This window comes from Streptomyces sp. NPDC031379 (assembly GCF_055569615.1).
This window is the reverse complement of sequence record NZ_JBVIIT010000016.1, coordinates 115,280-136,965: the sequence shown is the minus strand read 5'-3', so window position 1 is coordinate 136,965 and position 21,686 is coordinate 115,280. Positions and strand designations below refer to the sequence as shown.

Annotated in this window: 16 protein-coding genes; 8 read left to right on the top strand and 8 right to left on the bottom strand. The window is 72.0% G+C overall.

Annotated features, from left to right (window positions below; translation table 11 throughout):
* Positions 1-20: 20 nt before the first annotated feature.
* A complete protein-coding gene (locus ACZ5CW_RS23450; protein ID WP_468604345.1) occupies positions 21-1,937 on the bottom strand; it encodes a serine/threonine-protein kinase in 1,917 nt (638 codons plus the stop codon).
* Between the two features lie 200 nt (positions 1,938-2,137).
* A complete protein-coding gene (locus tag ACZ5CW_RS23445) occupies positions 2,138-2,893 on the bottom strand; it encodes a dienelactone hydrolase family protein (protein WP_468604343.1) in 756 nt (251 codons plus the stop codon).
* A 361-nt stretch (positions 2,894-3,254) separates the two neighbouring features.
* On the opposite strand from ACZ5CW_RS23445, the gene ACZ5CW_RS23440 reads away from it, so the two are divergent.
* From ACZ5CW_RS23440 to ACZ5CW_RS23425, 4 genes are all read left to right on the top strand, one after another.
* Positions 3,255-4,952, top strand: a complete 1,698-nt coding sequence (locus tag ACZ5CW_RS23440; protein ID WP_468604341.1) for a zinc-binding metallopeptidase family protein — start codon at positions 3,255-3,257, stop codon at positions 4,950-4,952.
* A gap of 370 nt (positions 4,953-5,322) precedes the next feature.
* Complete coding sequence (locus ACZ5CW_RS23435) at positions 5,323-5,790, top strand: SsgA family sporulation/cell division regulator (protein ID WP_468604339.1); 468 nt, start codon at positions 5,323-5,325, stop codon at positions 5,788-5,790.
* Positions 5,791-5,969: 179 nt separating this feature from the next.
* On the top strand, positions 5,970-6,836 hold the full coding sequence (locus ACZ5CW_RS23430; protein WP_468604337.1) for a Bax inhibitor-1/YccA family protein: 867 nt from the start codon (positions 5,970-5,972) through the stop codon (positions 6,834-6,836).
* A 139-nt stretch (positions 6,837-6,975) separates the two neighbouring features.
* On the top strand, positions 6,976-8,211 hold the full coding sequence (locus ACZ5CW_RS23425; protein ID WP_468604335.1) for a cytochrome P450 family protein: 1,236 nt from the start codon (positions 6,976-6,978) through the stop codon (positions 8,209-8,211).
* 88 nt (positions 8,212-8,299) lie between these two features.
* Here ACZ5CW_RS23425 and ACZ5CW_RS23420 read toward each other — a convergent pair whose 3' ends face one another.
* From ACZ5CW_RS23420 to ACZ5CW_RS23400, 5 genes are all read right to left on the bottom strand, one after another.
* Positions 8,300-8,890, bottom strand: coding sequence for a DUF308 domain-containing protein (locus tag ACZ5CW_RS23420; RefSeq protein WP_468604333.1), 591 nt, complete (start codon positions 8,888-8,890; stop codon positions 8,300-8,302).
* A 44-nt stretch (positions 8,891-8,934) separates the two neighbouring features.
* The gene (locus ACZ5CW_RS23415) at positions 8,935-10,554 is read right to left on the bottom strand and encodes a DUF6351 family protein (RefSeq protein WP_468604331.1); all 1,620 of its coding nucleotides are present in this window, start codon (positions 10,552-10,554) and stop codon (positions 8,935-8,937) included.
* A 350-nt stretch (positions 10,555-10,904) separates the two neighbouring features.
* On the bottom strand, positions 10,905-13,181 hold the full coding sequence (locus ACZ5CW_RS23410; protein ID WP_468604329.1) for a SpoIIE family protein phosphatase: 2,277 nt from the start codon (positions 13,179-13,181) through the stop codon (positions 10,905-10,907).
* A gap of 40 nt (positions 13,182-13,221) precedes the next feature.
* Positions 13,222-13,914, bottom strand: a complete 693-nt coding sequence (locus ACZ5CW_RS23405; RefSeq protein WP_468604327.1) for a cytochrome b/b6 domain-containing protein — start codon at positions 13,912-13,914, stop codon at positions 13,222-13,224.
* Positions 13,862-14,584: a molybdopterin-dependent oxidoreductase gene (locus tag ACZ5CW_RS23400; protein WP_468604325.1), complete on the bottom strand. Its 723-nt coding sequence runs from the start codon at positions 14,582-14,584 to the stop codon at positions 13,862-13,864. Before ACZ5CW_RS23400 ends, ACZ5CW_RS23405 begins: the two co-directional genes overlap by 53 nt.
* A 455-nt stretch (positions 14,585-15,039) precedes the next feature.
* Between ACZ5CW_RS23400 and abc-f the strand changes: the two genes are divergently transcribed.
* The 3 genes from abc-f (at position 15,040) to ACZ5CW_RS23385 (ending at position 19,051) form a co-directional block, all read left to right on the top strand.
* Entirely contained in the window at positions 15,040-16,674 is a 1,635-nt protein-coding gene (gene abc-f, locus ACZ5CW_RS23395) for a ribosomal protection-like ABC-F family protein (protein WP_468604323.1), read from the top strand.
* A 79-nt stretch (positions 16,675-16,753) separates the two neighbouring features.
* Positions 16,754-18,418, top strand: a complete 1,665-nt coding sequence (locus ACZ5CW_RS23390; protein ID WP_468604321.1) for an ABC-F family ATP-binding cassette domain-containing protein — start codon at positions 16,754-16,756, stop codon at positions 18,416-18,418.
* Positions 18,419-18,487: 69 nt separating this feature from the next.
* Positions 18,488-19,051 carry a CGNR zinc finger domain-containing protein gene (locus ACZ5CW_RS23385; protein WP_468604319.1) on the top strand — a complete coding sequence of 188 codons (564 nt, stop codon included), beginning with the start codon at positions 18,488-18,490 and terminating at the stop codon, positions 19,049-19,051.
* A gap of 292 nt (positions 19,052-19,343) precedes the next feature.
* Here the strand turns inward: ACZ5CW_RS23385 and ACZ5CW_RS23380 are convergent, their stop codons facing one another.
* Positions 19,344-20,030 carry a hemerythrin domain-containing protein gene (locus ACZ5CW_RS23380; RefSeq protein WP_468604317.1) on the bottom strand — a complete coding sequence of 229 codons (687 nt, stop codon included), beginning with the start codon at positions 20,028-20,030 and terminating at the stop codon, positions 19,344-19,346.
* A 549-nt stretch (positions 20,031-20,579) separates the two neighbouring features.
* Between ACZ5CW_RS23380 and ACZ5CW_RS23375 the strand changes: the two genes are divergently transcribed.
* A complete protein-coding gene (locus ACZ5CW_RS23375) occupies positions 20,580-21,683 on the top strand; it encodes a trypsin-like serine peptidase (RefSeq protein WP_468604315.1) in 1,104 nt (367 codons plus the stop codon).
* The last annotated feature ends 3 nt before the right edge of the window (positions 21,684-21,686 follow it).

Below are 21,686 nucleotides of genomic sequence, written 5' to 3'. Positions count from 1 at the left end.
CATCCCGGCGTAGGGTACGTCTACGGCGAGCATGTCAGAGAGAAGGGCACGGCGTCGGACACCTTCTCCAGCGGCGACCGGATCTCCACGGCCATCGCACTCGACAGCGTCCCGGCCCGCGCGTACGTCGTCACCCGCACCGTCTCCCGGTGCGGGTGGGGGCCGCCAGCCGGGAAGGACAGCGTCCGCCAGTGCGGGTCGACCACCGCTCCCTGTGCCGACACCCACCGGTAGGACACTTGCACGGGCAGCCGCGTCACCTCGAAGGTGGCCGTGAAGGCGAGGGCCCGCGTCTGCGGCGGCGGGCAGGCTCCCGCGTACGTCGTGTTCGCGCCCGTGACCGTCACGGTGACGGGCTGCCCGGCCGAGGCCTCCGGACCATCGTCGCCTGCCGAATTCCTGTCCGCCAGCACATGTCTCAGCCCGGCCAGGAGCAGAACGCACACGATCCCCACGGCCGTCAGCCAATACACCGTCCGGCGACCGCGCCGCGGCGCAACGGCCGTGGTCACGGGGGCCGTGGTCGCGGGGGCCGTGATCGAGGGGGCCGTGGTCGCGGGGGCCGTGATCGAGGGGGCCGTGGTCGCGGGGGCCGTGGTCGCGGGGGCCGTGGTCGCGGGGGCCGCGGCGAGGACGGTCACGGGCGCCGTCGCCGCACCGGGCCCGGGCGGAGCCTGCCCCGGGTGGGGAACCGGCGCCGGGAGCGGCGGGAGGACGGCCATGGCGTCGGCGGTTGTCACCGAGCCGTCTGGGTGAGCTGGCCACGACGGGGTGGCGGGCGTCTCGAGGGCGGCCGTCGCCGTGCTGTCCGACGACGCCCGCACGGACACGTCGACCACCTCGGCCGGGGCCGTCACCGCGGCGTCCGACACGACCGGCACCGGGACGGCAGGCGTCTCGACCGAAGCCGTCACCGCGGTGCCCGACACGGCAGGCGTCTCGAGGCCGGCCGTTGCTGCGGTGTCCGGCGACGCCCGCACGAACACGTCGGCCGCCTCGACCGAAGCCGTCACCGCGGCGTCCGACACGACCGGCACCGGCACGGCAGGCGTCTCCATGCCGACCGTCGCCCAGCTGCCCGGGCCCGTGGTGGCGTCGGTGGCGATGCGTCGCAGTTCCTCTTCCGTCCGCTCGGCGGAGAGCCGTTCGGCCGGGTTCTTGCGCAAGAGGCCGTTGATGACGGCGGTGAGCGGTCCGGCCCGGTGCGGGCGGGGCGGGTCGGTGTCGACGACGGCGCGCAGCGTGTTCAGGGCGGTGTTCTGCCGGAAGGGCGACCGCCCCTGAACGGCGGCGTAGAGCAGGACGCCGAGGGACCAGAGGTCGGCCGCGGTGTCCGGGGTGCGGCCCAAGGCCTGTTCCGGCGCGATGAACTCGGGTGAGCCGACCACCTCACCGGTGAGGGTCAGCGCGGTGTCGTCCTGCAGCATCGCGATGCCGAAGTCGCTGAGCACCACTCTGCCGTCGTCGGCGAGCAGGACGTTGGCGGGTTTCACGTCGCGGTGCAACACCCCGGCGGCGTGCGCGGCACGCAGCGCGTTCAGTACTTCGGCACCGACACGCGCGGCCTCCCGGGGCGGCAACGCGCCTTCGGCGCTGAGAAGGTCGGCGAGCGACCTGCCGCGGACGAGTTCCATCACGATCCAGGGCCGGCCCTCGTGGGTGACCACGTCATGGACGGTGACCACGTTGCGAGCGGTGATCCGGGCCGCGGCCCACGCCTCCCGCTCCAGCCGGGCGTACATCCGCTCGACCCTCTCCGCGGGCAGCCCGGCCGGGGCGCGCACCTCCTTGACGGCGACCTCGCGGCGCAGCACTTCGTCACGGGCACGCCAGACCGTTCCCATGCCGCCCTCCCCGAGCCTGGACAGCAGCCGGTACCGCCCGGCTACCAGCGTCTCGGGGCCCGCGACCGGGGACTCAGCGTCGGGGTGGTGCATCTGGGGCGTCTCCCTGCTCTCGTCCGGACCTTCCGGTACCTTCCCGGGCCTTCCCGGACACGGGACATGAGTGCGGCGCCTTCTGACGCCGCACCGGCACGACGTGTGCCCGTCGCCATGAAAGACACGTGCAGCGGGGCGCCCCAGGTTCGCCGGCTTCCGACCCGGGGGCGAAGGATCCAGCCGGCGGTGCGATGTCCTCAGAGGGTACGGGCGAAGAGGGCGAGCAGTTCCGTCCAGTGCCGCTGAGCCGCGCCAGGGTCGTAAGCGGCGGTGTCGGACTGGGTGTAGCCGTGGTGCGCTCCCTCGTAGACCTCGCACCGGTGCTTGACGCCCGCTTCGGTGAACGCTTCCTCCAGACGGCGAGCTTGTTCCTCGGGCATCGACGGGTCCTCGTCGGCGTGCGCGAAATACAGCTCGGCGGTGACCCGGTCGGCGAGCAGGTGCGGGCTGTCGGGCGCGTCGCTCGCCAGCCCGCCCCCGTGGAAGCCCGCCGCCGCCGCGACCCGGTCCGGGTGCGTACCGGCCGTGTACAGGGCCAGCCGGGCCCCCATGCAGTAGCCGGTGATGCCGACCGGCCCGTCCGTGACCAGGGGCGAGTCCGCGAACCACGCCAGGTAGGCCTCCGCATCGCGCTCGGTCAGTTCCGCGGTGAGCGACTCCATGATCGGGACGACCTTCTGGACGATGTCCGGGCGGGCCTCCATGTCGATGAACTCGGGCAGGTCCACGACCGGGGCACGCCCGTGCCGGTAGAAGACGTTCGGGACGAGCACCGTGTAGCCGGAGGCCGCCAGCCGGTCGGCCATCTTCTTCAGATGCGGGCGCAGCCCGAAAGCGTCCTGGTACATGAGGACCCCCGGGTGTGCTCTGCCGTCGGCCGGGTGGACGAGATAGGCGTCGGCGGTGCCGTCTGCGGTGGCGATGTCGACGAGGGTTCCTGTCACGGCGGTCATGAGGTGTGCCTCTCTGTGGAAAGACCAGGGGGACGCGGGGACACGCCGGGCGGCCCGCCGCTCACACGTGTGAATGCTTCGGTCCGCCCCGATATTCCCCTCGGTCGAGCACACGTCCCGTTGTCTGCATTCGCAGACTGATGAGACGTCACTCTCCCTCGTCACCACGCGAGGTGCGAGGCGGTCGTTGAGGGCCTCGGCCGGCGATCGAGCGACGGACTCTCATACAGACGTGGGAGTCGGCCGATAAGCAACGTGTGTCCACCTGTTAGACACATATGATCCTTGGTGACATGCCACGACCACATGTCGCGGAGCCGGTCGTCCGGCCCTTCCCTCACACTTCGAGGACGAGACTGACGTGAACGACTTCCAACCTGGCCGCCGACGCCTGCTGAAGATGTTCGGCCTGAGCGCCACCGCGACCACCGCGGCCATCCTCCAGGCCGACCCGGTGCTCGCCGCGACCCTCGGCCACGACGAGAAGACCGGCGTCTCCCCGGCCACCTACAAGGCGCCCAAGGGGCTGGCCCAGGACACCGCGGCCAAGCAGACCGCGCTGGACTGGATCACGGCCGACGAGGACGCGATCACCAAGCTGAGCGACGACGTGTGGGAGCACGCGGAGCTGTCGCTGCGCGAGTGGAAGTCCTCCCTCGCCCACGCCAAGCTGCTGCAGGACAACGGCTTCACCATCGAGTGGGGTTCGGCCGGCTTCCCGACCGCCTTCGTCGCCACCTACGGCACCGAGGGCCCGGTACTCGGTTTCAACGCCGAGTACGACGCCCTGCCCGGCTTGTCGCAGAAGAAGGGCGTGGGCACCCACGACCCGCTGGTCTACAACTACGACGCCTACGGCCCCACCTACGGCGCCGGCCACGGCGACGCCCACAACACCCTCGGCGCGGGCGGCACCGCCGCGGCGATCGCCGTGGCGCACGCGATCCGCACGAACGGGCTGAAGGCCCGGGTCAAGCTGTTCGGCAGCGCGGGCGAGGAACAGCTCGTCGGCAAGGCGTATGCGGTCAAGGAGGGCGTCTACGCCGGCCTCGACGCCTTCCTCGACTGGCACCCGTTCAACATCACGGTGCCGTTCTGGAACACCACCAGCGCGCTGATTTCGGCCACGTTCACCTTCCTCGGCGCCTCCGGCCACGGCGGCACCCCGCTCGGCAACAAGAGCGGCCTGGACGGTGCCCTGCTGATGGCGACGATGTCGGAGTACCTGCGGGAGAAGAACGTCGCCCCGTCCGGGCGGTTCCACTACGCGATCATCAACGGCGGTGGCGCCCCGAACGTGACCCCGGACATGTGCTCCATCTGGTTCTTCGTCCGCGAGGGCAGCCCGGCACGCGCCCAGGTGCTGTACGACAAGATCGTGGCGTGCGGCAAGGCGGCCGCCCAGGCCAGCCAGACCCGTCTGGTGCACAAGTTCCACTCGGCGACCTGGAACCTGCTCGCCAACAAGGCCGGCGCGGAACTGCTCAACGACAACATGCAGCAGATCGGCGCCCCGAAGTTCACCGACGCCGACCACGCCCTGGCCAAGGCGGTGCAGAAGTCGCTGGGCAAGCCCGAGGTGGGCATGCCGACCGGCCTGACCCCGCTAGCTCCCCCGGCCGCCGCCTACACCGGCGGACTGGCCACCGACACCGCCGACATCAGCTGGCAGGCGCCGACCGCCGTGCTGCTGTCCGCGGCCTACCCGCCCGGCATCCCGAACCACAACTGGGGCGTCACCGCGACGGCGGCCACCAACATCGGCCACCAGGCGCTGCTGTCCGCCGCCCGCTACCTGGCGGCGGCCGCGATCGACCTGATCGAGCAGCCGGAACAGCTGGACGCGATGAAGCAGGAGTTCAAGGACCGTACCGAGGGCGTCGCGTGGGCCTCGATGATCCCCGACGGGAACCAGCCGCCGCTGTACGAGCCGCCGGCCGAGTTCCTGAAGGCGACCGGGCAGAGCTGGCCGCCGAAGGGCGTGACCTGGCCGGTGCCGCCGGTGGTGTCCACCGAGCAGCTGGGCACCACCGGCCCCAACCTCGCTCCTGTGACCTGACATCCCGGCACACCCGCCCACTCCCGCGCCCACGGCCGTCCTTCCTCGCGACCGCGGGCGCGGGTTCGCGCATTCGCGCGCGGGTTCGCGCATTCGGGCCCGGCTCCGCTCCGTGCGGGCCGGGCCCTTGTGCGCGCGGCTCGATGACGCCCGGCGGCGCGGCGGTGACGGTGCTTTGACTTACGTGGCGGTGCTTTGACTTACGTCACGTACGTCACTGTGCACGGGGCTCGTGCCGGCACGGGCCGCGGTGTCCGTGTCGACGCCCCGCGCAGTCACGCGGTTGACCGTCAAGTGACCGATGTGCGGGTTTCGCCCCCGGCGAAGAGTGGGAGGCGCAGATCTCGTCCCACGGAGGGGAACTCCCGTCATGCACCCTGATCAGCCACAGCTGCGGGCGCTTCCGGCGCCCGAGCAGGTGCCCTCGCTGTTCCTGGACCTCGACCAGATGCTCGATGAGTTCACCCGGCTGCCGATGCGGGCGAAGTTCCGCTTCGATCCGGGCATGCCCGCGGTGATCACGGTCGAGTTCCTGGCGGAACGAGGACCCAGTCTCATCTGGTGCATCGGCCGTGAACTCCTCCACCACGGCGTGACGGCGATGAGCGGCACCGGCGACGTGCGGATGTGGCCGACGCTGCCCGGCGAGCGGCCCTCGTCGTGGCTGCTCCTCGAATCGGCCGAGGTGGAGGCCCTGTTCGAGCTGCCCACCGCGCCACTCGCGCAATGGCTCGACGCCACCTACCAAGTCGTCCCGGCCGAAGCGGAGATGGACGGTCTGAACTGGGACGACTTCCTGACGAACCTGCTCGACGACCCGGGCACCCCCGCCGCCTGACCGCGAGCGCGTCGGGACGGAACGACTTGCCTCCCGTCGCGTCACCTGTCAGAGTGGTGACGCACAAGGGTTGCCGTCGTCGGCCCGGCGGTCGGCCACCGTCACACGTGTGCCGCTCCGGGCGCCCGATGACAACGCTTTGCCGCAGGCCGCACGCGCGGCGGACGAGGAGGAACGACGTGAAGAGCAGCAACCCGATCTTCTCCCGCTGGGGCGCCGCCCGTGACGCCGGCCCCACCGACGCATACATGCGTCACCCGGTGGGCGCCACGGCCGGAGGCCGGCCGGCGGGCGACCACCTGACCAACCCCTACGCCCCGGCCACGGGCGCGGGGCCCGACACCGACGCCCGGGCCGCCCGGACCGCGATCACGATGGACGACGTCATCGTCCGCACCGCGACGACGCTCGGCACCGTGGCGCTGACGGCCGTGCTGTCCTGGCTCCTGCTGCCCGTCGACGAGGCGACCATCGGCCGGTCCTACGGGATCGCCGTGGGCGCCGCCCTCGTCGCCTTCGTCCTGTCGATGATCCAGGCCTTCCGGCGGACGCCGTCCCCGGCGCTGATCCTCGGGTACGCGGCGTTCGAGGGTGTCTTCCTCGGTGTCATCTCCAGCGCCACCTCGACGTACATCGCACCGGGCGTGGTCGCCCAGGCGGTGCTCGGCACCTTCGCCGTGTCCGCGGGCGTCCTCATCGCCTACCGGATGCGCTGGATCCGCGTCACGCAGCGGTTCGCCGGGTTCGTCGCCGCCGCCGCGACCGGTTTCCTCCTGCTGCTCGTCGCCGACCTGCTCTTCTCCGCCTTCGGCGCGGGCAACGGCCTGGGCTTCCACAGCGGCGGCCTCGGCATCGTCTTCGGCGTGATCGGCATCCTGCTCGGCGCGGCCTTCCTCGCCCTGGACTTCCGGCAGGTGGAGGACGCCATCGCCTACGGCGCCCCGCGCGAGGAGGCGTGGCTGGCCGCCTTCGGTCTCACCACGACACTGGTGTGGATCTACCTGGAGGTGCTCCAGGTGCTGACCATCTTCAACAGCGACAACTGAGTTCTCCGGCGCCGAAGGGGCATGCGCGGTGCGCATGCCCCTTCGGCGCGTCCGTGCGCGGGCCGGCCGTGCTGCACGTACGCGGCACACGGCTCGTTCTCATCACGACGACCTGACCGCGACTACAAAAGAGGCAGCCATGAGCACGCACGAGCAGTGCCCGTACCAGGACGGCAGGGTGGTCATCGATCACGCCTTCAAGGCGGACTCCCCCGCGCGCTACGCCCGGCTCCGGGAGCTGGGCCCCATCCACCCGGCCGAGTTCCACCTGGGCCTGAAGGGCTGGGTGATCGTCGGCTACGACCTGGCCCGGGAGGCGCTGACCCACCCCGCCCTGCTCAAGGACGCCACGCCCGCCGCCGACGCCCTGGCCGCTGCCGGATACGTCCTGCACCAGCCCGCGGTCGGACTCGGCGCGCAGATGATGGAGGCCGACCCGCCCGAGCACACCCGGCTGCGCCGGCTGGCCTCGGCCGCCTTCACCTCCCGCCGTACGGCCGGACTGGCGCCGCGCATCGAGCAGATCGCCCACGACCTGATCGACGCCATGCCGCCCGCCGGCGAGACCGACCTCGTCGAGGCGTTCAACGCGCCGCTGCCGGCCACGGTGATCGCCGAACTCCTCGGCATCCCGTCGGAACACCACCTGGACTTCCGCCGCTGGTCGGGGCAGGCGCTCCAGGTGGCCTCGCCGGGGCACCGCGCGGCGCTGGCCGCTCTGCACGGGCTGCTGGCCGGCCTGGTCGCGGACAAACGCCGCCGTCCCCAGGACGACCTTCTGTCCGCCCTGGTCGCCGTGCGCGACGAGGAGGACGGCCGGCTCTCCGAGGAGGAACTGGTGGGCACGGCCCTGATGCTGGTCGTCGCGGGCCACGAGAGCACGGTGAACCTGCTGGGCAACGCCGTGCTGGCCCTGCTGCAACACCCCGGCCAACTAAGGCTGTTGCGCGAGCGGCCCGACCTGGTGCCCGGCGCGGTGGAGGAGTTCCTGCGCTACGACACCTCCGTCGAGCGCTCCACGAGCCGCTATGCCTCCGAGGACCTCGAGCTGGGCGGGGTGCCGGTCCCCCGCGGGAGCATGGTCGTCGTCGCTCTCGGCTCGGCCGGGCACGACGCCCCGCAGGCGGACGGCGACGACCCCGCCGTACTCGACGTGACCCGGCCGGGCGCCCGCCATCTGGCCTTCGGCCACGGCATCCACTACTGCCTGGGCGCCCCGCTCGCCCGGCTGGAGACGGCCGTCGCCCTGCGCACCCTGCTGTCCCGCGTCCCCGAGCTGGAACTGGCCGCCCCGCCGGACTCGCTCGACTGGATCGGCTCCGGGATCATCCGCGGCGTGCTGTCCCTTCCGGTGCGCTACCGCGTCGTCGGCTGACGGCACGCACGGGAAACGTCCCGGCCCGCGCCGTGGAGGCGCGGGCCGGGACGGAACCGAAGGGGACGGAACAGAAGGGGTACGGCCGTCAGACGGTCCGGGTGCGCAGCTGGCGGGTCTTCCAGCCGAGCAGCAGGGCCTGGGCGATGAAGAAGACGCCACCGCCGGTGGCGTACACCGACAGCACGTCGAGCGAGGGGTTGTCGCCCGCGGCCTGGATGTTGTAGGTGATGCCGACGAGGAAGGACAGCCCGCCCGAGATCAGGGTCGGCCACTGCTTGCCGAACTCGGGGCCGCGCCGCCGCAGTCCGACGACCACCTGGGCGGCACCGGAGACGACGGCCCAGGCGCCGAACACATGGAGCACGGGTGCCTCGCCGCCGGCGCCGGCGATGCCGACCGCGACGGCGGCCAGCGTGCTGAGCACCCCGTTGAACGCGGTGACCCGGCGCTCCGAGCCGTCGGGCGTGGCGCGGTAGTCGATCAGCGAGGACACCGCGTCGATCAGCGGGTAGACGACCAGCAGCGTGATCGCCACGGCGTCGACGTCCTCGTGGGCTCCGGCGAACGCCAGGGCCCACGCCACGGCGAGGACGCCACGGCCCAGGTACAGCCTCAGCAGGGAGGAGCGTTCGCCCATGGCCGCCTGGCCGGTCGGGGTCGCTGTCTGCGTGCTCATGGGGGTTCGGCCTTTCTCAGGTGGTCAGGTGGTCGGCGGTCGGATCAGTGCCGGGACGGCAGGACGCACCGGAAGCTGGAGGCGACGGCCGGGTCGCCGTAGCCCTTGTAGCGGGACACCTTCGGGTAGCTGCACAGGTCCCGGCTGACCTGCTCGCCACTCGCGTTGATCAGGGTCGCGGGCAGCGTCTGGGGCGCCTTGCCGTGCTCGACCCAGGCGGTCAGCGCGGCGAGGCCGTCGGCCGAGCCGTTGGAACCGTTGAGGCCACAGTGGTTCGTGTTCGGGGCGAGGAAGAGACGGTAGAAGTCGTCGACCCGCTTGGAGCCGCCCAGCTCCCGCTCGACCTGCTTGCGGTACTCCACGGTGCCCTGGGTGGGGATGAACTGGTCGGCCTGGCCGTGCCAGGTCAGGAGCTTTCCGCCGGAGTCACGGAAGGCGGACAGGTCGGGGTCGTCCGTGCCGATGATCTTGTCGTACTCGGCCTCGGACTGCTTGAACAGCTGGGTGAACTCGCTGTAGGTGATCTTCGAGACGTCGAAGGACGGGTCCTTCTTCAGCCAGAGCTGGACCCAGCGGGCGGGCACCTGGAACGGGGAACCCGTGACGTTGCCGTCGGCGTCCGGGGGGTTGACGGCCGCCAGGCCGGTCAGGTCGGCTCCGACCGGGACGCCGGACCACAGCTTCTTGCCGGAGGCGGTGCGCGGGCCGTCCCAGATCTTGCGGACCACGGCCGCGTCGGCCGCCGTGATGGTCAGCTCCTTGCCCTCGCACTGGACCTTCGTGCCGATCAGCCGGCGCGGGTCGAAGTCGCAGCGGGACGCGTCGTTGACGAGGCCGTCCCTGGCGCCGTCGAGCGGGTCGCAGGCCTTGACGGCGGCGTCGGTGAACGCCTTGAACTCACACTTGGACGGGTAGGTGTGCTCGTTGTTCATGACCACCTGCGGCCACAGGGTGGCGACCTCGAACTCGTCCCAGTTGATGGCGGGCGCGTCCGCGAGGATGCCGTCGTAGTCATCGGGGTAGCGCTGGGCCTCCATGTAGCCCTGGCGTCCGCCGGTGGAGCAGCCGGTGAAATAGGAGTAGTCGGCGCGCTTGCCGTAGACGGCGTCGACGACCTGCTTGCCGACGACCGCCGCCTCGTGCTGGGAGCGGGAGGCGAAGTTCTTCAGCAGCGCGGCATTGACCTGGCCCTCGCTGTTCAGCGCCCAGCCGGTGTCGAGGACGTCGCCGACGCCGGCGTCCGTGGTGGTCACCGCGTAGCCGTTCTTGACCGCGGTGCCCAGGCCGACACCACCGTCCCCGGCGCCGTAGGCGGCGCCGCCGATCGCCTGGAAGCGGCCGTTCCAGCCGTTCACGGGCAGCCAGGTCTGCACCTTGGCGTGGTCGCCGTCGCCCGGGTGGGTGAGGGTGACCGTCACTTCGCAGTAGGCGGGGACGTCGGTGACGGTGCCGCCCAGGATCCCGGTTCCGTGGATGGTGCCGCCCTCCTGGCGGACCGCCGTCACCGACTCCACCTGGGTGCCGGCCGGGGCCTTCACGGATCCCGACGCGCAGGTGAACGTCGCGGGGACGGAGCTGCTCCGGGTCTCCGCCGACGCGGTCGGCAGGTAGACCGCGGCAGCCAGCGGCACGCCGGCCGCGAGGACAGTCAGAAGTCGTCTCATGGGTTTCCCATCCAAGAAGGTAAGTGTGCGCCTGGCTGTGACGACACATGTGCACGGCACATGCAACAGAACGGTGGAACCGGGCCGACGGGTCACCGCGGAGCAGGTCCGCGCGTGGGACTCCGTGACCCACATGTGCGCACCCGAGGCAGTCGGCCACGGGTCCGCCGAAGACTGATCCAGACCTTATCACCGGTTAAGAGGGTGACGGAAGAGGGCGGGTGACATTCAGGCCACCGACCGGGCCGGACACCCTCGAGCCGGTGCCACTCTGAGCCGGCGCCGCATACGCGGACAACAGTCAGTTGACGGTCGGCTCACAGAATCGGCCGGGCCCGGCGAAGGACGTGTCAGGTCAGTCGACGGTGTGCCGGCCCGCCGTCCGGCTCGCGCCGGACCGCGTCCGGGATGTCCATCTCCAGCCAGACGGTCTTGCCCCGGCCGCTCGGAGAGGTGTTCCACGTGTGCGCCAGCGCGTCGACCAGGTACAGGCCGCGGCCGTGTTCCGCCCGCGCGCTGCCCTCGTCGGTGAGCGAGTAGGCGGTGGGCACGGGCGGGTCGCTGTCCGAGTCCCGCACTTCCAGGCGGACCCGGTCATCCGACGCCCGCAGCCGCAGGTCCACGTCGCTGCCCGCGTGGATGAGCGCGTTGGTCACGAGTTCCGAGGTGATGAGTTCGAGGTCGTCCGACAGATCGGCCAGGCCCCAGTCGGACAGGCACTCGTGCACGAAGCCGCGGGCCTCCCCCACCGCCCTGAGGTCACGCCGGTGGACGTGGAAACGCGCGGTGCGGAGTGCCGCGGTGTCGTCCGCTCCCTCGTAGCGGGCCAGCAGCAGCGCGGCGTCGTCGCGCCGGCCGGGTGTGTCCCGCAGCAGGCCGTCCGCCAGGAGTTCCAGATCGACGCCCACCCCGCGGCCGCCCGCGTCCAGGCGGGCCCGGAGGTCGTCGCGGTCCGGTTCGTGCACGCCGTCCGAGTAGAGCGCGAGCACGGTCCCGGGCACGAGGGTGTGCTCCTGGGCGCGGTAGGGAGTACGCGCGTGCAGTCCGAGCGGCACGTTGGCCGGTGCCCGCAGCGGACGGACGGTGCCCTCGGGCAGCCGGGCCAGCGGTGCCGGATGCCCGGCCAGTGCCACCTCGGCCGCCCCGGTCTCGGTGTCCACGGCCACCACGCAGCAGGTGGCGAGCAGTTCCGTGCCGAGGCGGGACAGCAGCCGGTCGGTGCGTTCCAGCAGCGCGGCCGGACCGTGGCCCTCGGTGGCGTACGCGGCCACGGAGGTACGCAACTGGCCCATGACGGCGGCGCTTTCCAGCGTGTGGCCCTCGACGTCCCCGATGACCAGCATCACGCGGTCGTCCGGCATCGTGATCACGTCGTACCAGTCACCGCCCGCCTCGCCCGTGGCCTGGGCCGGCTGGTAGCGGGCCGTGGTGGTCAGACGGGGCGTCTCGGCGAGGTCGGCGGGCAGCAGCCGCTTCTGCATGACCTCGGCGAGCGACTGCCGCCCGGTGCTCAGTTCGATCCGCTGAACCGCCGAGCCCAGGTGCCCGGCCATCATCGCCAGCACGGCCCGTTCCTCGGGCGGGAAGGTGCGCGGGCCGTCGAACGAGAGGCAGCACACCCCGACGGCGGGGGCGGCATCGGTCATCGGCAGGTCCAGGGCGTGCCGGCTGCCGGCGAGCGGCAGGTAGGCCACGGCGTGCGCCCGGTCGTCGCCGCCGTCACGCGATGCCGACGGACCTGGCACGAACAGCGCCCTTCCGCTCAGCGCCCGAGCGGCGGAACTGCCGGTGTGCAGAGCGGCGCCGTGCAGTTCCCGCAGCAGGGACGAGGAGTCCCCGCTGTGGCCCAGGACCCACAGCCGGCCCTCGGCCGCAGAGGCCAGTGCCAGTGCCCGGGCACCCAGCGGTGCCATGACACAGAACTCCGCCGCCGCGGTGACGTGTTCCATGGTGGTCGCCCGGTTCAGCATGTCGGTCAGTCGCTGGAGGGCGTACACCTGGGTCATCCCCGAGGAACCGGGAACGTCCGGGATGCCCCAGGGCATCTCGTGCGCGGCGTCGGCGGACGGCTCGGTGCCGAAGACCGGGACCAGCACGGGCAGGCTCCGGGGCGCGACCGTGACCCCGTGGGCGAGGAGGTCGGTCAGGAGGTCGACGAGCCGGTCGGCGATCCGGGCGAGCCGTTGGCAGTCCGCCTCGCTGTATCCGCCCCGGTTCTCGGTGCGCAGCACGGTCAGCGAGCCGAAGCGGCGCTCCGCCGTCTCCAGCGGGACGGAGGCGACGGTGTAGGGGTAGGCCGGCACCCCGTGCTCCGGTTCGTCGAGCGGGTCCGGCTCGGCCAGCAGGGCCACGCACTGACCGGCCAGGGCACGCGCGGAGGCGTAGGGAGAGTCCAGGGGCATCCGGCCGGGAAGGGTGAAGACGGACGGCGGGCTGCCGCCGATCATGGCGGCCCGCAGTTCGCCGCCATCAGGGGTCAGCAGGTACACGGCCGCCGCCACCGCGTGCAGGCGGCGGGCGGCCTGCTGCACGGCGCGGTGCAGCACCGCCGTCAGCTCGTCACCGAGAGCCGAGGCGCCCCCGTCCGGTCGGAGGGTCTCGGCGTCGGGGACGCCGCGGTCGTCCATGAGCCCTTCCCGCCAGGTTCGTCGCCCCTTGGGTGACACGTCACACCTTGTCCGTGTCATCGGCCACGCTACCGGTGGCCTCCTCGCGCAGCCACCGAGAGTGGTACCGCTCCGCCCAGGACCGGCTGACGTACCCGGTGCGCATGCCCAGCCGCGCCTCCGGGTCCTCGTACGCCCTGCGCAGGTGCCCTATCAGGACGAAGGTGATCGCCCAGGCCAGCACGTCGTGGACGAAGATCGCACTGGTGCGGGAGATGAAGGGCAGCAGCCCCATGAACCACATCAGCAGACCGGTGAACATCATCACCAGCACGGCGCCGGCGATCCAGCCCGCGTAGAGCTTCTGACCCGCGTTGAACTTCCCGGCCGGGCGCGCCCCGGGCGCCGTCAGGCGTCTGCGGGCGGCCCGCAGCCACTGCCGGTCGTACACCGCGAATCGGTTGAGCCTGCGCAGGTCCGCGCGGAACTCGGCGGAGAACAGCCCCAGCAGGAAGGGCAGCGGCAGCGAGATGCCCGACCACTCGTGGAGCGTGACCATCAGGTGACGCCGCCCGACGAGCTGGGCCAGCGGCCCCAGGTACAGGCAGGCGGCGGAGACCAGGCACACGAGCATCAGGTAGCCGGTGGCCCGGTGGACCATGCGTTCGGCGGTGCTGAAGCGGCGCAGCCGGCCGGCGGGGTCAGGCCGCGTCGCTGTGCCGGTCGGCGCCGTCGAGCCAGCCGTCGATCGCATAACCGCGTTCCTCCCAGTAGCCGGGAACGACCTTGTCGGTGACCGAGATGCCGGACAGCCACTTGGCCGACTTGTAGAAGTACATGGGCGCCACGTAGAGGCGGACCGGTCCGCCGTGTGCGTGGGTGATGGGCTTGTCCTGCATGTTCAGTGCCACCAGGACGTCCGAGCGGCGGGCCTGCTCCAGGGTGAGGCTCTCGGTGTAGGCGCCGTCGAAGCAGGTGAAGCGGACCGCCGCGCCCGGGGAACGGACTCCGGCGGCGTCGAGGATGTCCGCCAGCTTCACCCCCTCGAAGGGCGTCTGCTCCACGCGCCACCCGTCCGTGCACAGCACGTCGTGGACGATCCGGGTCTGCGGCAGCGCCCGCAGGTCGGCGAGCGTGTAGGTCTTCGGCTTCTCCACCAGCCCGTCGACCCGCAGTTCGTAGTTGGTCGCGTCCTTGTGCGGCACGGAGCCCACGACGCTGTAGTACCGGAAGCCGCCCGGGTTGGGCAGCAGACCGGTCAGACCCGTCGCGTCGACCTGGGAGGCACCGGCCAGGAACCCCTCCCAGCCGCGCTGGAGATACGGCGCGGCGGCGAGCCCCGCGGCGCCCGCGCCGAGCATGCCGAGCATCGCCCGCCGCCCCACCGGTGCGCCCTCGGCCCTCCGCTTCGGCTTTCCTGCCATGGTCAGTGTGCTCCTTAGAGGTGGCGACGAGCCCGGCGCGGTGCGGCCGGACGGGCCGGCGCCGGTCGGCGAGCCCACACGTGTGAACAGTCGGCCGATCCAACACCGTCACCTATTAAACTGGTGACGATGGTGGCACGGTCGTCCTCGCACTGTCAACCGGGGGCACATATGTATGAACCCGAACCCCCGGACATCCATCCGCCCAGGAGAACGCCCGGACGCCCGCCTGCTACGCTGTGCGGGACCTGAATCGTGTGATCGAGAATCGTGTGATCGAGGAGTCGCAGACGTGGTGGGTGAAGACGACATCTCCGGGTGAGACCCGGACCTGACGGCCACCGGCCGGTGCTCAGGAGCGCCGCCGACGTGGTCCGTTTCGTCGTACCCCTTTTCCCACGTCTGCCCAGGGCAGAGGTCTGTTCCCTGCCCTCAAGCCGTTCGAGGTCATCTCCATGTCCGACGCTTCCGTCGTCTGCTCGAATCTCTCCTTCGCCTGGCCCGACGACACCCCGGTCTTCCACGACCTGTCCTTCAACGTGTCCCCCGGCCGTACGGGCCTGGTCGCGCCCAACGGATCCGGCAAGAGCACCCTGCTCAAGCTGATCGCCGGCGAACTGAAGCCCGCCACCGGCTCGGTGTCCGTCAACGGCACCCTCGGCTACCTCCCGCAGAGCCTCCCGCTGACCGGCAACCTCACGGTCGCCGAGGTGCTCGGCGTCGCCGCGGTGATCCGCGCCATCGACGCCGTGGAGTCCGGCGACGTCGGCGAGGAGCACTTCACCACCATCGGCGACGACTGGGACATCGAGGAGCGCACCCGCGCCCAGCTCGACCGTCTGGGCCTCGCCGATCTCACCCTGGACCGCAGCCTGAGCACGCTCAGCGGCGGCCAGGTCGTCTCCCTCGGCCTCGCCGCCCAGCTGCTCAAGCGCCCCGACGTGCTGCTGCTCGACGAGCCGACCAACAACCTCGACCTGGAGGCCCGGCACAAGCTCTACGACGTGCTCGGGGACTTCAACGGCTGCCTGCTGCTGGTCAGTCACGACCGCGCGCTGCTGGACCGCATGGAGCGCATCGCCGAACTCGGCAGCGACGAACTACGCCTGTACGGCGGCAACTTCACCGAGTACGAGGAGGCCGTGCGCGCCGAGCAGGAGGTCGCCGAGAAGAACGTCCGCAACGCCGAGCAGGAACTCAAGCGGGAGAAGCGGGAGATGCAGCAGGCCCGCGAACGCGCCGAGCGCCGCGCGAGCAACGCCGCCAAGAACCTCAAGAACGCCGGTCTGCCCAAGATCTTCGCCGGCAACATGAAGCGCGGCGCGCAGGAGGCCGCGGGCAAGTCCGGCACGATGCACGCCTCCCGGGTCAGCGAGGCCAAGGCCCGCCTCGACGAGGCCGGACGCGCGCTGCGCGACGAGCAGCGCCTCACCCTGGAACTGCCCGACACCCAGGTGCCCGCCGGGCGCAACCTCTTCCTCGGCGGGGGCATGCAGGTCCGGCTCGGGGACAAGGACGTGTTCGCTCCGGGCGGTGTCGACCTGACCGTCCGCGGCCCCGAACGCATCGCGCTGACCGGGCCCAACGGCGCCGGCAAGACCACGCTGATGCGTCTGATCACCGGTGAACTCGCCCCGGAAGGCGGGGAGATCAGGCGCAACGACGGCCGGATCGCCTATCTCTCGCAGCGCCTGGACCTGCTGGACCTGGACCGCACCGTGGCGGAGAACTTCGCCGCGTTCGCCCCCGAGCGGCCCGAGGCGGAGCGGATGAACCTGCTCGCCCGCTTCCTCTTCCGGGGCGCCCGGGCACACCTGCCGGTCCGGGTGCTCTCCGGCGGCGAACGGCTGCGCGCCACCCTGGCCTGCGTGCTGTGCGCCGAACCGGCCCCCCATCTGCTCCTGCTCGACGAGCCGACCAACAACCTCGACCTGGTCAGCGCGGGCCAGCTGGAGAGCGCGCTCAACTCCTACCAGGGCGCCTTCATGGTGGTCAGCCACGACGAGCGGTTCCTGGCCGAGATCGGGGTGAACCGCTGGCTGCGGCTGGCCGACGGAGCGCTGAAGGAGACCGGAGCCCCCGCGGTGTGAGCCGCCGGCGTGTGACGTGGCCCGCGTCCGAGGCCCTGTGCCCGGCGGGCCGACCACCGATCACGTTGGACGGTTCCCCGTGCCCCAGCCCGCTCTGCTCGCCCACGACCTCGTCCGCGACCTCGGCGGCCGTCGTGTCGTCGACGGCGTCTCCCTGACCGCCTCCCCCGGCCACCGCATCGGCCTGGTCGGGGAGAACGGCGTCGGCAAGTCCACCCTGCTGCGCTTGCTCGCGGGCGTGGACGAACCCGACGCGGGAAGCGTCATCCGCCCCGCCGACCTCGGCTTCCTCCACCAGGAGATGCAGTTCGACGCCGATTCGACGATCGCCGCGGTGCTCGACGAGGCACTGCGCGAGGCCCGAGAGGACCTCGCCGAGCTGGACCGGCTCGGCGGGGAACTCGCCCGCGTCCCCGAGGACGACCCCGGCCACCAGGAACTCCTCGACACCTACGGCAGGCGCCTCGAACAGGCCCAGGACCGGGAGTCCTGGGACGCCGACCGCCGCGCGGCCCTGGTGCTGGACGGGCTGGGCCTCGGCGCTTTCGCGCACGACCGCACGCTCGGCTCGCTGTCCGGCGGGCAGCGCGGCCGGCTCGCCCTGGCCGCGCTGCTCGTCCGGCGGCCGTCGGCACTGCTGCTCGACGAACCGACCAACCACCTCGACGACGGCGCCGCCGCCTTCCTCGAGGAACAGATCCGCGGCCTGCCCGGAACCGTGGTGGTCGCCAGCCACGACCGGGCGTTCCTCGACGCCGTCTGCACCGACCTGATCGACCTCGACCCGGCGGTGGACGGCCCGGTCCGCTACGGCGGCAACTACAGCGCCTACCTCGGCGAGAAGCGTGCCGAGCGGGAACGCTGGGAGCGGCGGTACGCCGAGGAGCAGGAGGAACTGGCGGAGCTGCGGGAGTCGGCGGGGGTGACCGCCCACCGGGTCGCGCCGGACCGCGGCCGCACCGACAACGAGAAGATGGGCTACGGCCACCGGGCGGGCCGGGTGCAGAACCAGATCTCCCGCCGGGTGCGCAACGCCACCCGGCGCCTGGAGGAGCTGGAGCGTGCCCAGGTCGCCGAGCCGCCGCGCCCGCTGCGGTTCGCGGCCGGGGAGCTGGCCGCCCGTGCGGAGGAGGGCCCGCAGCCGCTGGTGTCCCTGCGGGACGTACGGGTGCCCGGCCGGCTCGCGCTGGACGGCCTGGAGGTGTCGGTGACCGACCGGCTGCTGGTCACGGGCGGCAACGGGGCGGGCAAGTCGACGCTGCTCGCCGTGCTCGCCGGACGCCTGCCGGCCGAGGGCGAGGTGCGCAGGCGGCGCAGGCTCACGGTGGGGATGCTCACCCAGGACACCGTGTTCGACCGGCCTGAGCGCACGGTCCGCGGCACCTATGAGCTGTCGCTGGGGCCGGCGCGGGCCGAGAAGGTGCCGCTCGGCTCGCTCGGTCTGCTGCACGAGGCCGACCTGGACAAACCCGTCGGCCGGCTGTCCGTCGGGCAGCGCCGGCGGCTCGCGCTGGCCCTGCTGGTGGCCCGTCCGCCCCAGCTGCTGCTGCTCGACGAGCCCACCAACCATCTCTCCCCGCGTCTGTGCGACGAGCTGGAGGAGGCCTTGGGCACCGGCCCGGGCGCGATCGTCCTCGCCAGCCACGACCGCTGGCTGCGGCGGCGGTGGCAGGGCCGCGAGATCCGGCTGGAGCCGGGAAGCGGGCGGGGGGAGAACACGGAGGCGGCCCGTCACCGGGCGTGAACCGAGCGGCACCGCCCGGAACGGTGACGATTCTTGCGTTCCACGACAGTCACCTGTCAAGATGGTGATGTGAACCTTGACCATGTTTTCGTATGCGGGCACCCGGCCCTGGACTTCGCGGCCACCCTCCGTGCGCGGCGCTCGACCCGGTTCGAGATGTTCGTGACGCCGGAGCGGCTCAATGCCTGGTACCTGGAGTCCGGACTCGTGGACACGATCACGCCCGGCGACGAGGAGGACCTCCGGGAGGCGACCACCGTGCGCGAGGCCGTGTACCGCCTCGTCACCAACCGCCGTCTCGACGAGGACTTCGACCGCGAGGCGCTCGCCGTGGTCAACGCCGCCGCGCGCAGGACCCCCGTGACACCGCAGCTCACCATGGCCGGACGGCACACCGACGCGACCCCGGAGCAGGCCCTGGCGACCGTCGCCCGGCAGGCCGTCGAACTGCTCAGCGGCCCGGACGTCCCCCTGATGAAGGAGTGCGGCAACCCGGAGTGCACGCGGGTCTACATCGACCGCTCCCGGGGCATGCGGCGCCAGTGGTGCGGCATGGAGTCCTGCGGCAACAAGATCAAGGCCGCCGCCTACCGCGCGCGGAAGAAGACCGCGCCCGCCATGCCCGTGCGATGACCTCCCCCTGACACGGACCTCGCACGGTCCCGGCGGGCAAGCGGCTCAGACCTCGGGGCCCGCACCGCCCCGACAGGCACAGGGCTCAGCGTTCAAGGCCCACACCATGCCGGACGGGGACAGGGCTCAGCCCCCGCGGCCCGCACGGCCCCGACGGGCAAGCGGCTCAGACCTCGGGGCCCGCACCGCCCCGACAGGCACAGGGCTCAGCGTTCAAGGCCCACACCATGCCGGACGGGCACGGGGCTCAGCCCCCGCGGCCCGCACCGTCCTTGGGCGGGCCCCCCGAGGCTCAGCCGGCCGCGAGGGCCTTGAGCGTCCTGCGGAATCTGCTCACCAGCAGCCCCCGGTTCCAGCGCACGGACGGCGGAAGGCCGGCGTACAGCTGGTCCCGGCCGGGAAGGGGCTCGGGGTGCTCCAGGAAGCCGAGGACCAAATGCGGTCCGCCGCGCGGGGTGAAGTCCGCCGGCGCCTTGCGGAGCCGGGCGACGTCCTCGTCCGGGGCTGCGGGCAACAGCCCCCTCAGCAGGGGCTCCTGCACCGCGAGGCGTCCGGCCAGCAGGTCCCGCACCCGGTGCGAGGCGAGCGTCCCCTCCCTCATCGCGTGCCCCCAGCTCACCAACCCCCCGACCCGGCGCTCCTCGGTGATCCGCTCGATCACGCTCTCCAGCTCGTCGAGCGACTCGTCCAGCACGTCGTCGTCCTCGGCCAGCGGGTCGAGCCGCCGAACTCTCACGGGAAACCGCTCGCGCAGCACCGGCCACACCAGCTCTTCCTCGCGCCGACGGACCTGGCGCACGAAGTCGACGAACCACCGCACGGTCGTCACCAGGGTCTTCGTGTCGACGGCCGCGCCGCCCGCCAGCCGCGTGAAGGACCCGGCGACGAGTTCCGCGCCCCGGGTCATGATGCCGTGCACGGCACACAGTTCCTCGAAGAGACGGGTGCCTTCCCTGGCCGGCACCTGCGTGGCGCACATCCGTAGACCTTTCTTCCCATTTCCCCGCAGCGAGGACGGCGACCGACGGACCGGCGTGTGCCACCTTCACACCTGTGCGGGCGGGCACATGCGCGTCGCCCGGGCCGGCCGATCACGGAACGTACCACAGAGACACGTGTCAGAAGATCCCGTGGAGTATGAGTACGTATTTCGGAAGAGGTAGCGCTGTCAGCAACGCGGGGGCTGCCCCGACACCCACGCCGATCAGCGCCGCCGCGGGTAGTCGATTCCCCTCTGTGAGGAGACACGCCACGAAACGTGAACCACGTCGCGAAGTGCGCACTGGCGGCCCTGAGGGGGGACTCGGGCCGCCAGTGCGGGGACGGTCATCCGACCACGGGGGCCTGTTCGGCCCCCGGCAGGCCCGTCCCGGTCCCGCCGCCCGCGTGTTTGACGGCGGAACCCTTCAACTCCAGAACGCAACCGCGGGCCGGAAAGGTTCAGTGGGTGGGGGTGGCGGGACGGGGACGACGCGATCATCACCGCCCGCTGACAGGATCCTGACCCCATCCGCCTACCCTCCCGCCCATGCCGAACACTTCCGGCCGCGCAGGCGGCCACCAGAACCGGACACGTGGGTACGCGCGACGCGAAGTCGTGCTGACAGTCGTGGCGTTGGCCGCGGGCCTCGCTCTGTCCGTGCCCGCCGGACCCGCTGCGGCAGCTCCCCGGAGCCCGCTCGCCACGGCCGGCTCGGGCGGCGTCGCCACCCATCCGGAGGCGGTCACCGCGGCGCAGCGGCAGGCGGTGCTGGACCACTGGACTCCGGAGCGCATCGCGGCCCTCACCGAGCCGTCCTCCGGCAACCCGCCGAAGAGCGGCCCGGACGGTGCGCCGTGGACCGGTTCCGACGCCCTGAGCCGGACGGTGGGCAGGCTCTTCTTCACCGACCACGGCGAGGACGCCAGTTGCACCGCCACCGTCGTCGAGAGCGCCAACCGCAGCACCGTGGTGACGGCCGGACACTGCGTGAACAGCACGAACCTGCTCGGCGAGGACAATCAGTGGACGACGAACGTGATGTTCGTCCCCGGCTACCGTGACGGCCGTGCGCCATACGGGAAGTTCGTGGGCCGGCTGGGCGTGGCCGATGCCACCTGGCTGCTCGACGACGCGATCGACACGCTGAAGTACGACGCCTACGACCAGGCGTTCGTGGTCCTCGACACCGACACCCGGGGCCGCAGGGTGCAGGACGCGGTCGGCGGCGCCCAGCGCATCGGCTTCGACCGGCCGGGCAACCGGAAGGTGTACGAGTTCGGCTATCCGCGGTCCGCCTCGGACCCGGCCCGGGAGGGTCTGCCCGAGTACACCGGTGCCCGGCTCGCCTTCTGCGCGGGCGCGACCCGTGAGGACCCCGGCACGCCCGACTTCCCGGAGCCCGAGGGCGAATGGGGCACCGCCTGCGTGATGGGCGGCGGCTCCAGCGGCGGTCCCCGCATCACCGCCCTCGACCCGGCGACCGGCCTCGGCACGGTCGTCGGCGACAACACCCACAGCGCCTTCTTCACCCCCGCGGGCGGCGTCTGCGACGACTCCGGCGACCCCGCGTGCAGCCGCTACCTCGTCGGGCCGCAGTTCACCTCCGCGATCACCCGCCCCCTCTACCAGGCCGCCCAGCACGCGAGCTGACCG